Source organism: Falsiroseomonas sp. RANM36 (genome assembly GCF_056682175.1).
In genome coordinates this window covers 642,837-653,831 of record NZ_JBWXTD010000002.1, presented here as the reverse complement: position 1 = coordinate 653,831, position 10,995 = coordinate 642,837, and the positions used below count along the sequence as shown (strand labels likewise).

11 protein-coding genes are annotated in these 10,995 nt (G+C 71.8%); 6 read left to right on the top strand and 5 right to left on the bottom strand.

Features of this window, described 5'->3' with window-relative positions:
- Positions 1-241 precede the first annotated feature (241 nt).
- Positions 242-778 (bottom strand): single-stranded DNA-binding protein, encoded by a 537-nt coding sequence (gene ssb, locus AC1MIR_RS03995; RefSeq protein WP_480026886.1) that lies wholly within the window; start codon positions 776-778, stop codon positions 242-244.
- 218 nt (positions 779-996) lie between these two features.
- Between ssb and uvrA the strand changes: the two genes are divergently transcribed.
- Genes uvrA through AC1MIR_RS03980 form a run of 3 tightly spaced genes read left to right on the top strand, consistent with a single transcriptional unit; the run spans position 997 to position 5,775 of the window.
- Positions 997-3,873 (top strand): excinuclease ABC subunit UvrA, encoded by a 2,877-nt coding sequence (uvrA, locus tag AC1MIR_RS03990; protein WP_480026885.1) that lies wholly within the window; start codon positions 997-999, stop codon positions 3,871-3,873.
- A 25-nt stretch (positions 3,874-3,898) separates the two neighbouring features.
- Positions 3,899-4,633, top strand: a complete 735-nt coding sequence (locus tag AC1MIR_RS03985) for an SLC13 family permease (protein WP_480026884.1) — start codon at positions 3,899-3,901, stop codon at positions 4,631-4,633.
- Positions 4,552-5,775 (top strand): SLC13 family permease, encoded by a 1,224-nt coding sequence (locus tag AC1MIR_RS03980; protein ID WP_480026883.1) that lies wholly within the window; start codon positions 4,552-4,554, stop codon positions 5,773-5,775. The genes AC1MIR_RS03985 and AC1MIR_RS03980 overlap by 82 nt, the downstream gene beginning before the upstream one ends.
- 21 nt (positions 5,776-5,796) lie before the next feature.
- Here AC1MIR_RS03980 and AC1MIR_RS03975 read toward each other — a convergent pair whose 3' ends face one another.
- From AC1MIR_RS03975 to AC1MIR_RS03965, 3 genes are all read right to left on the bottom strand, one after another.
- Complete coding sequence (locus tag AC1MIR_RS03975; protein WP_480026882.1) at positions 5,797-6,618, bottom strand: peptidoglycan-binding protein; 822 nt, start codon at positions 6,616-6,618, stop codon at positions 5,797-5,799.
- Between the two features lie 32 nt (positions 6,619-6,650).
- Complete coding sequence (locus tag AC1MIR_RS03970) at positions 6,651-7,370, bottom strand: DUF5765 domain-containing protein (RefSeq protein WP_480026881.1); 720 nt, start codon at positions 7,368-7,370, stop codon at positions 6,651-6,653.
- 104 nt (positions 7,371-7,474) lie between these two features.
- Positions 7,475-8,296, bottom strand: coding sequence for a squalene/phytoene synthase family protein (locus AC1MIR_RS03965; RefSeq protein WP_480026880.1), 822 nt, complete (start codon positions 8,294-8,296; stop codon positions 7,475-7,477).
- Between the two features lie 130 nt (positions 8,297-8,426).
- Here AC1MIR_RS03965 and AC1MIR_RS03960 point away from each other — a divergent pair, with 130 nt between their 5' ends.
- On the top strand, positions 8,427-9,065 hold the full coding sequence (locus AC1MIR_RS03960) for a superoxide dismutase (protein ID WP_480026879.1): 639 nt from the start codon (positions 8,427-8,429) through the stop codon (positions 9,063-9,065).
- Between the two features lie 114 nt (positions 9,066-9,179).
- Here AC1MIR_RS03960 and yajC read toward each other — a convergent pair whose 3' ends face one another.
- A complete protein-coding gene (gene yajC / locus AC1MIR_RS03955) occupies positions 9,180-9,536 on the bottom strand; it encodes a preprotein translocase subunit YajC (RefSeq protein WP_480026878.1) in 357 nt (118 codons plus the stop codon).
- A 99-nt stretch (positions 9,537-9,635) separates the two neighbouring features.
- Here yajC and AC1MIR_RS03950 point away from each other — a divergent pair, with 99 nt between their 5' ends.
- Together AC1MIR_RS03950 and AC1MIR_RS03945 are read left to right on the top strand one after the other, a co-directional pair.
- Positions 9,636-10,514: an ATP-binding protein gene (locus tag AC1MIR_RS03950; protein WP_480026877.1), complete on the top strand. Its 879-nt coding sequence runs from the start codon at positions 9,636-9,638 to the stop codon at positions 10,512-10,514.
- A gap of 164 nt (positions 10,515-10,678) precedes the next feature.
- Entirely contained in the window at positions 10,679-10,903 is a 225-nt protein-coding gene (locus tag AC1MIR_RS03945; RefSeq protein WP_480026876.1) for a hypothetical protein, read from the top strand.
- The last annotated feature ends 92 nt before the right edge of the window (positions 10,904-10,995 follow it).

Genomic DNA, 10,995 nt, shown 5'->3' with positions numbered 1-10,995 from the left:
CCGCGGGGCGGGCACCCGGGGGCGGGGGCGTTGCGCGGGGGGGGGGGCGGGGGGCGCGGGGGGGGGGCCTTGCCGGCCCGCCAAAGCGGCCATCACGGCCCCCGGCTTACCGGTGCGGCCGGCATCGGGCCGGCCCGTCTCAGCGCCTCGACTCCGGCCTGCCGCGGCGGGTCGAAATCCGTGGTTCATATAGGGCCGCGGCGCCCTCGGCACAAACCCGCGGGGGGCCGTGCCCGTCGGCTCAGAACGGGATGTCGTCGTCGAGGTCGGACTTCGCCGGCGCGCGCCCGCCGCCGCCCGAACGCGAGCCGCCACCACCACCGCCGCCGCGGTCCCAGCCGCCGCCGCCGCGCTCACCCGAGCCCGAGGACCGCCCGCCGCCATAGCCGCCCCCACTCTCCGAGGGCTCCCCCGGGTCGGCCCCGCCGCCGCCGCGGCCGCCGACCAGCGCGAGTTCGCCGCGATACTGCCGCAGCACGATCTCGGTCGTGTAGCGGTCCTGGCCCGACTGGTCCTGCCACTTACGGGTCTCGAGCTGGCCCTCGAGATACACCTCGGAGCCCTTGCGCAGGTATTTCTCCGCGATCTCGCCGAGCTTCTCGTTGAAGATCGCGACCGAGTGCCACTCGGTGCGCTCCTGCATGTTGCCCTCGCGGTCCTTGTAGCGCTCGGAGGTGGCGAGGCGGAGGTTCACCACGCGGCCGCCATTCTGGAAGTTGCGCACCTCCGGGTCGCGGCCCAGCCGGCCCAGCAGGATCACCTTGTTCACTCCGGCCATCGGTCGGAATCCCTTACGCTTTTCGGCCGGAAGCCTATCCCGGCCGCGGTTTGCAGGCCAGCCATGCGGGTTGCGCCCCCTGGCGCGCCCCCTCTGGCCAAACCTCTTTCCAGCCCATCTATATGGGCCTATTACCCCTAGAACACAATGCGAACGTCATGCCCTGTCGCGGGGTGTGGCGGCGCCTGTGCCCCGCCCTTCTGGCCCGACGGTGATCCATGAGCGGCTTCATCCGCATTCGAGGCGCGCGCGAGCACAACCTCAAGAACCTCGACCTCGACATCCCGCGCGACACGCTGACCGTCGTCACGGGTCTGTCCGGGTCGGGGAAGTCGTCGCTCGCCTTCGACACGATCTATGCCGAGGGCCAGCGGCGCTACGTGGAATCGCTCAGCGCCTACGCTCGGCAGTTCCTGCAGCTGATGCAGAAGCCCGACGTGGATTCCATCGAGGGCCTGTCGCCGGCGATCTCCATCGAGCAGAAGACCACCAGCCACAATCCGCGCTCCACCGTCGGCACGGTGACCGAGATCCACGACTACATGCGCCTGCTCTGGGCGCGCGTCGGCGTTCCGTACAGCCCGGCCACGGGCCTGCCGATCGAGGCGCAGACGGTCAGCCAGATGGTGGACCGCATCATGGCGATGGAGGAAGGCACGCGGCGGCTGCTGCTGGCACCCGTGGTGCGGGGCAAGAAGGGCGAGTACCGCAAGGAATTCGCCGAGTGGCAGCGCCGCGGCTTCGAGCGCGTGAAGGTGAATGGCGCGCTGCATCTGCTGTCGGAGCCACCCAAACTCGACAAAAAATTCAAGCACGACATCGAGATCGTGGTGGACCGGATCGTCGTGCGGGAGGGCGTGCAGTCGCGCCTGGCGGACAGCCTGGAGACGGCGCTCGGCCTGGCCGACGGCATCGCCTATGCGGACAACGCGGACACCAACGACCGGACGGTGTTCAGCCAGAAATTCGCCTGCCCGGTCTCCGGCTTCTCGATCGAGGAGATCGAGCCGCGGCTGTTCAGCTTCAACAGCCCCCAGGGCGCTTGTCCTACGTGCGACGGCCTCGGCACCCAGGCCTTCTTCGACCCGATGCTGGTCGTGCCGGACGATGCGCGCAGCCTGAAGGACGGCGCGGTGCAGCCCTGGGCCGGCGCCTCCTCGCCCTATTACGACCAGACGCTCGAGAGCCTGGCGCGGCATTACAAGATCTCGATGACGACGCCCTGGCAGGATCTTCCCAAGGTCTTTCGGAACGTCGTGCTGAACGGCACCGGGTCGGAAGTCGTCACGCTGCGCTACAAGGACGGGCTGCGCGGCTACGACGTCAAGAAGCCCTTCGAGGGCGTGATCCCGAACCTGGAGCGCCGCTTCCGCGAGACCGACAATCCCTGGACCCGCGAGGAGCTCTCGCGCTACCAGGCCGAGCGCCCCTGCCCCGCCTGCAACGGCCATCGCCTGAAGCCCGAGGCGCTCAGCGTGAAGGTCGCCGGCAGCCATATCGGCGAGGTCAACGAGCTTTCGATCCGCCGCGCGCGGGACTGGTTCGCCGGCGTCATGCCGACCCTGACGCCGCAGCGCGCCGAGATCGCGCGCCGCATCCTGCGCGAGATCGAGGAACGACTGCAGTTCCTGAACGATGTGGGCCTCGACTACCTCTCGCTCGGCCGCTCCTCTGCGACGCTGTCGGGCGGGGAATCGCAGCGCATCCGCCTGGCGTCCCAGATCGGCAGCGGGCTCACCGGCGTGCTGTATGTGCTGGACGAGCCCTCCATCGGCCTGCACCAGCGCGACAACGAACGCCTGCTGGCGACGCTGCGGCGGCTGCGCGACCTCGGCAACACCGTGCTGGTGGTCGAGCATGACGAGGACGCGATCCGCAGCGCCGACCACCTCGTGGATATCGGCCCCGCCGCCGGCAAGGGCGGCGGGCGCATCATCGCGCAGGGCACGCCGGCGGAGGTCGAGCGCAATCCCGCCAGCATCACCGGCCAGTACCTGGCCGGCATCCGCCGTATCCCGATGCCGGAGGCAAGGCGGAAGATCGACCCGAAGCGCATGCTGCGCGTCGTCGGCGCCAGGGGAAACAACCTGAAGGACATCTCGGGAGAAATCCCGCTCGGCACCTTCTGCTGTGTCGCGGGCGTGTCCGGCGGCGGCAAGTCCACGCTGGTGATCGAGACGCTGTTCAAGGCCGCGTCGCGCCGGCTGATGGGCAGCGGCGAGGTGCCGGCGCCGCATGAGCGGATCGAGGGGCTTGAGCATCTCGACAAGATCATCGACATCGACCAGTCGCCGATCGGCCGCACGCCGCGCAGCAATCCCGCGACCTACACCGGCCTGTTCGGCCCGATCCGCGACTGGTTCGCGGAACTGCCGGATTCCCGCGCGCGCGGCTACGCGCCCGGCCGCTTCAGCTTCAACGTCAAGGGCGGCCGCTGCGAGGCCTGCCAGGGCGACGGCGTGCTGAAGATCGAGATGCACTTCCTGCCCGACGTCTACGTCACCTGCGACACCTGCAAGGGCAAGCGCTACAACCGCGAGACGCTGGAAGTGAAGTTTCGCGGCAAGTCCATCGCCGACGTGCTGGACATGACGGTGGACGAGGCGGTGGAGTTCTTCTCCGCCGTGCCGGCGATCCGCGACAAGCTGGTGGTGCTTCGCGACGTGGGCCTCGGCTACATCCATCTCGGCCAGCAGGCGACGACGCTCTCCGGCGGCGAGGCGCAGCGCATCAAGCTGTCGAAGGAACTGTCCCGTCGTGCGACGGGCCGGACGCTCTACATCCTCGACGAGCCCACCACCGGCCTGCATTTCGAGGACGTCCGGAAACTGCTGGAAGTGCTTCACGCGCTGGTGAAGCAGGGCAACACGGTCGTGGTGATCGAGCACAACCTCGAAGTCATCAAGACCGCCGACTGGATCCTCGACCTCGGCCCGGAGGGCGGCGAGGGCGGCGGGCGCATCGTCGCCGCCGGCACGCCGGAACAGGTGGCCGCGGTGAAGGAAAGCCACACCGGCCGCTTCCTGGCGCCGATCCTGGCGCGCGACGGCGCGCTGGCCGCACCCGAGCCGGCGCGGCGGCGGAAGCGGGCTTGACGCCACGGCGCGAGGACCGGCGGCCATGACCGCCGAGCAGGGCCTCGTCATCGGCGTGCTCGTCGCGACCATCGCGCTGTTCCTCTGGGGGCGCTGGCGGCACGATGTGGTGGCGATGCTGGCGCTGGTCGCCTGCGTCGCGCTCGGCCTGGTGCCGGGTGGCGAAGCCTTCGCCGGCCTCGGCCACCCCGCCGTCGTCACCGTCGCCTGCGTGCTGGTGCTGAGCGGCGCGCTGCAATCCACAGGCGCGGTGGATGCGCTGGCCCGCCATGTGATGCCGCGCGAAGCCGGGCCGATGCTGACCACCGCCGCGCTGGTCGGCCTGGCGGCAACGCTCTCGGGCTTCATGAACAATGTCGGCGCGCTGGCGCTGCTGATGCCGCTCGCGGTGCAGCGCGCGCGCCATCTCGGCCTGCCGCCGGGGCGGATCCTGATGCCGCTCGCCTTCGGCTCGATCCTCGGCGGCATGACGACGCTGATCGGCACGCCCTCCAATCTCATCGTCTCGGGCTTCCGCGAGCGGACGCAGGGCGAGGGCTTCGGCCTGTTCGACTTCACGCCGGTCGGGCTGACGGTCGCGGTCTTCGGGGCGGCCTTCGTCGTGCTCGCGGCGGGGGGGGGGGGGGGGGGGGGGGGGGGGGGGGGGGGGGGGGGGGGGGGGGGGGGGGGGGGGGCCGAGTGTCGGCCCCCGGGCGGGGGGGCGGGGCCCCGGCGGGGGAGGCCGGCGGGACCGAGAGCTTCGAGACCGGCGCCTACCTGACCGAGGCGCGCGTCCCGCCCGAGAGCAAGGCCGTCGGCATGGCGCTGCGGGAGGTGAACGCCCAGCTTGCCGCGGCGGATGCGCAGGTGATCGGCCTGGTGCGCGGCGAGCGCGCCGTGCCGGCGCCCAGCCCGTTCCGCGAGGTGGCGGCCGAGGACATCCTGGTCATCGAGGTGGAACCCGACAGCCTGGCGGAGGCGCTGGGCACGCTCGATCTCGTGCTGGTCGAGGACCGCCGGACCGAGGAGCCGGAAGCGCCGCAGGGACGCCGGGCGATCCGCTCGGGCGAGGTCGAGCTGCTGGAACTCGCGATCCTGCCGGGTTCGGCGCTGGCCGGGCGCTCCGCCGCCGGCCTCGGGCTGCGGCGGCGCTACGGCGTGAACCTGCTCGCCGTCTCCCGCCAGGGCCGGCGCTCCGTCGCGCGGCTCGGCCAGATGCGGCTGACCGAGGGCGACGTGCTGCTGATGCAGGGGGAGGCCGCGGCGCTGTCCGATTTCGCCGCGGCGCAGGGCTGCGTGCCGCTCGCCGAGCGTGCGCTGCGCATCCCCGATGCCGGCCAGGCCCTGACCGCGGCCTCGGTCATGGCCGGCACGGTCCTGCTCGCGGCCTTCGCCCCCTTCCCCGCCGCCTTCGCCTTCGCCTTCGGCGTGCTGGCGCTGGTGCTGCTGAGCGTCGTGCCGATCCGGCGGCTCTATGACCAGGTGGACTGGTCCATCGTCGTGCTGCTGGCGGCGCTGCTGCCGGTGGCCGGCGCGATGGCGAGTACCGGCGCGGCCGATCTCCTGGCGCGGCTGCTGCTGGATCACCTGGCGGGCGGCAGCGTCGTGCTCGCGCTGGCGCTGGTGCTGCTGCTGTCCATGACGCTGTCGGACGCGATGAACAACGCCGCGACCGTCGCGGTGATGTGCCCGATCGCGGCGGAGGCGGCGGCGCGGCTCGGCGTCAGCGCCGATCCCTTCCTGATGGCGGTCGCGATCGGCGGCGCCTCGGCCTTCCTGACCCCGATCGGGCACCAGAACAACACGCTGGTGCTCGGGCCGGGCGGCTTCCGCTTCGGCGACTACTGGCGGCTCGGCCTGCCGCTGGAGGTGCTGGTGCTCTGCCTATCGGTGCCGCTGCTGCTGCTGGTCTGGCCGCCCTGACGGCGCCGGCGGCCGCCGGCCTCACGCGATGCCGAGCGACTGCTTCAGCGCCTTGTCGATGCCGCCGGGCGGCAGCCCGACCTTCTGGCGATAGCGCGCGACGGCCGCGAGGGTCCGCTCGCCGACCACGCCATCCGCCGCGCCGATCTCGGGGAAGCCGGCGCGTTGCAGCGCGCGCTGCAGGGCGATCGCATCGGCCGCCGAGATCCGCTCCTCCCGCGCGCCGGGCTCGGCGAAGGCGCGCAGCACCTTGTCGAGCCACATCTTCCGGTCAGGAAAGCCGTTGAGGCCGCCATTGATCCGCCGTGTCGCCGCGGCGTAGTCGCCGCTGTCGCAGATCTCGTTCAGCCCCTTCCATTGCCAGAAGCCGCAGGTGACGAGCAGCGCGTGCTCCGGCTCGGCCGCCAGCTCGGGACGCGCCTCGAGATCGAGCCCGATCTCGGCGCCGATCGCGCGATAGGCGTCACGGCCGGTGATCTGGATGTAGCCGCGGCCACGGAAGCGGAAGCCGTCGCCGGAGCCCGGCGGGCCGTTGCCCATGCGGCCGCCATAGACCTGGTTGGCGAGTTTCTGCGGGTTGCCGGCGAAGGGCGCGGCCTCGGCGATGCTGGCGAAGCGGCTGGGCCAGACCTCGACCAGCCGCTCGGCGCGGTAGTTCAGGGCCTCCTCGGTGATGGTCAGGCCGCCGGATTCGTGGCCGACCTGCGCCAGCAGGAAGTTCAGCCGGTTGCCCGGCTTCACGGCGAAGCGCGCGAAGAGGTCGTCGGATCGCTTTGCCAGCCAGTCCAGATGCGCGGCATCGGCGCGGGGGTAGAGACGTTCGAAGAGATCGCGGCCCGGCATCGGGGCGTCCTCCCAGGCGTTGCGCGGCGATGCTAGCCGACGGGCGCCCGGAAGGCAGCCGGAATCGACGGCCCGGCCCGCGGCGCGCCGAACACCGCCCGCCGAAGCGCCGGGATCACCCCGACCGAGACAAGCCCGATCGAGAACAGGCACCAGATGGCCGCGATCTCGTTCGGGTTGCCGGTCAGCAGCGAGGCCAGGATCGGCCCAAGCAGCGCGTGGAACAGCACGAAGCGCCAGGCGCCATAGGCCAGCGGCACGATGAAGACCGCGATCATGTAGCTCGGGAAGGTCCAGACCGAGCCCGCGAAGAGGGGGATCGGCGGCACCAGGGCGTTGAACGGGATGTCCCAGGCGATGTGCCAGTCGCCCGAGACGGTGCAGAGCCCGGCACCGCAGAGCGCCGTGCCCGCGGTGCAGGTCCCGGCCCATTCGAAGGGATAGAGCTGCAGCAGCATCACCGCGGCCGAGGTGCCGCCCGTGACGTGCACGGCGCTCCGCATCCAGGCCGAGACCCCGCCGGCGATCAGGGCCATGGCGAAGGCGTTGATGAACAGCGGCTGGAAGGCGATGTGCAGGTAGGAGAGCACCGTGACCACCTGGTTCACCGGGCTGCCGCACTGATCCACCACCGTGTAGCCGGCGACCTGCAGCCCCTCCATCAGCGTGAACCAGGCGGTGGCGGCGGGCACCGCCGGCGGATCGCCCCGGCGCAGCGTCCAGACCGTCGCCCCGGCGCCGAGCGCCACCATTCCCACCGACGCCGTCTCAGACCAGCACATGTCGAGTCCCACCCCGTCGCCAACATGCTAGACGGCGAAACCAGCGGCGCAAGGCGCGCTGCTGCGCCGTTGCGTCAGGCGCGGCCGCGCAACCCGGACCAGGTCACTGCCAGCCGGTCCCCGATCCCGCGCGGCGCCGGCACCTCACGCCCCGCGGCCAGACTTCGCAGGTCGCGCGCCGCCAGCACCGCCGGCAGCGCCGCCGCAAGCGCCGCGCGCGGGATGTCGCGCCGTGCGCCGCGCAGCGCCTCCAGCCCCTCCGCCGCCATCTCCGCCACCAGCGCGCCGACTGCCGGGGCGCGTGGCGTCGCCACGACCACCTCTGCGCTGAGCCCCACCGCCGCCAGCCGGTCGCGCGGCAACAGGCAGCGCCCCTGGGCCGCATGCGCGGCGACGCTGCGCAGCACGCCCGCGAGCCCGTAGGCGGCACCGAGCGCGCGCAGAACCTCCGCGGCTTCCGCATCGGCGCCGAGCGCCCGTCCCGCCGCGGCCGACCAGCCGCCCGCCGTGCCGCGCAGCCAGGCGACGAATGTCTGCTCGGTCTCGAGGCCGTCCTCCTCTGTTTCGGCATCCCGCGCCTCGACCATCGAGAGCAGTGCGGCGGGGTCGAGCAGGCCCGCGCCGATCGCCGCGGCCAGCGGCGTCGCCACCTCGTGCCGGCGCGCCGGTCGTCCGCCCGCCGCCTCCTCCACGGCGTCGCGCCACCATTGCAGGCGGATCTGCGCGGCGATGGGGTTGCTCGCCGCCTCCCGCGCGCGCGCCAGTTCGTGATTGAACGCGGTCAGGGCGAAGAGCGCCGGGCGCGCCTCCGCCGGCGCGAAGAGCGTGCAGAGGAATCGGTCGGGATCATGGGTGCGGACGAAGCCGGCCAGGTCCGCGTCGGGGGAATCGGGCATCGGCGGCAGATGAAGCTGCCGTGCGAGGGAGGCAAGCGCAGTTGACGCTCCCGCAGGCCAAGCCTAGGTCACTCGCGGCCTGGGCGCGCGTTCCGGCGCGACCACCAATTGCGCCAATCGGGAGACAACCATGCCCTTCACGCTGCCGCCGCTGCCCTATTCCACCAATGCGCTCGCTGCCAACGGCATGTGCCAGGAGACCCTGGAACTGCACCACGGCAAGCACCACAACGCCTATGTCACGGCCCTGAACGGCCTGGTCGAGAGCAAGGGCCTGGCCGGCAAGTCGCTCGAGCAGATCTGCGCCGAGGCCGGCAAGGCCGGGGCAGACGGTCTGCCCGTGCTGAACCAGGCCGGCCAGCACTGGAACCACATCCTGTTCTGGCAGGTGATGCAGCCCGGCGGGGGCGGCGACGACCTGCCCGGCGCGCTGAAGGCCAAGATCGACAGCGACCTCGGCGGCCTCGCGAAGTTCAAGGAGGATTTCAAGCAGGCGGGCGCGACGCAGTTCGGCTCCGGCTGGGCGTGGCTGGTGATCGGCGGCGACGGGAAGCTGAAGGTCACGAAGACCCCGAACGGCGCCAACCCGCTCTCCACCGGCGAAGGCCAGCCGATCCTCGGCGTGGATGTGTGGGAGCACGCCTACTACCTGGATTTCCGCAACGTCCGCCCGAACTACCTGCAGAACTTCCTGGACAAGCTGGTGAACTGGGAAGTGGTGGCCGACCTGCTGCAGAAGGGCGGGATGAAGAGCGGCCAGAGCGCCTGACGCACCGCGCGGGGGGCGCTGAGCCCCTCGCCTGCGCACGCGGCAGGCACGAAAAAGGGGGAGCGGGGCGCGAGCCCCCTCCCCCTTCGTCGTCTCGGGCCGACCGGGTTCGGGTCAGCCCTTGGCGGCGTCGGCCGGCTTCGCGTCGTTCGCCGCGGAGGGCGGCGCGACCACGCTGCTGATCGTGCCGCGCAGCACCGTGATGCGCACGCCGGAGGCGATCTCCACCTCGATCTCGTCGCTGTCGTCGCGGACCTTGCTGATGGTGCCGAGGATGCCGCCGCCGGTGATCACCCGGTCGTTGCGCTTCAGCTTCTGCAGCATGTCCCGGTGTTCCTTCATCTTCTTCTGCTGCGGGCGGATCAGCAGGAAGTAGAACACGGCGAAGATCAGGATCAGCGGCAGCAGCTGCATGATCACGGCCCCGGTGCCGCCTGCGGCGTCCTGGGCATAGGCGGGAGAGATCCACATGGCGGTCCGGCGTCCGTTTCGTTCGGGTGGGTTGCGGGCGTTCGGCGCGCAACCTAGCTTCCGCCCCCCCGCCGTCAACCCGCCCGCCGGATCCCCGCCGTGACCGACCGTCCGTTGCCCGACCATGCGCTGCTGCCCGCGCTGACCCGCATCGCGGAGGCGCTGGAGCGGCTGGCGCCGGCGCTGCCGCCGCAGCCCGATCTGGGCGCGGCGGACGGCTTCGTGTGGCATCCCCTGCCGGTGCCGCGGCTGGCGCCGGTGCCGCGCATCGCCGCCGTGGACATCCTGCTGCTCAAGGGCGTGGAGCAACAGAAGACAATCCTGCTGGAGAACACGCTGCGCTTCGCCCGCGGCCTGCCGGCGAACAACGCGATGCTCTGGGGCGCGCGGGGCATGGGCAAGTCCTCGCTGGTCAAGGCGGCGCATGCCGGGGCGAATGCGGAATCGCCGGGCAGCCTCGCGCTGATCGAGATCCACCGGGAGGACATCCGCACCCTGCCCGAGCTGCTGAACATCCTGCGCGGGCAGCAGCGGCGCTGCCTGGTGTTCTGCGACGACCTCTCCTTCGAGCGCGAGGACGCCGACTACAAGGCGCTGAAGAGCGTGCTGGACGGCGGCATCGAGGGGCGGCCGGCGAATGTGCTGTTCTACGCCACCTCCAACCGCCGCCACCTGATGCCGCGCGACATGATCGAGAACGAATCGCGCGGCGCCATCCACGGCCAGGAGGCGGTGGAGGAGAAGGTCTCGCTGTCGGACCGCTTCGGCCTCTGGATCGGCTTCCACAATTGCGACCAGGACACCTTCTTCGCGATGATCGAGGGCTATGCCGCGACCTTCGGACTGCCCATCGGGCCGGAGGAACTGCGCGCCGCGGCGGTGGAATGGTCCGTCACGCGCGGCGCGCGCTCGGGCCGCGTCGCCTGGCAGTTCGTGCAGGACCTGGCGGGGCGGCTCGGCGTGCGCATTGCCGCCTGATGACCGCGCGGCGCGGCTAGCTTGCCCGCCTAGTGTCGGCCGGATGAATTCGGGGACGTAATCCTTGCGGCATCTTGCCGGCCGCCCCGGCCGGGCCGAGCGTGGCGGCGCGCGCCCCGCGATGCCGCATCACGGCAAGCCGGCCCGCCGTCCCGGAGCACTTCATGTCGGCCATCCTCGATCTGACCTTCGCGCCCTTCACCTTTGTCCTGCGCCAGGCCTATGCGCGCCCCTGGCTCGCCTTCTTCGTCAGCGGCATCGCGGGGCTCGCCGCGCTGGCGACCCACCACGAGCTCTGGATGAGCCTGCTGATCTCCTTCGCCGCCTACATGCTGATGTGGATGGACGAGATGGAGCACCCGGCGCCGGAGCCGGTGGAAGCGGAATAGGCGACGCAGCGGCGCGGCCCCCCCCCCGCGGGCGCCCCCCCCCGGGGGGCGCCCCCCCCCCCCCCCCCCCCCCCCCCCCCCCCCCCCCCCCC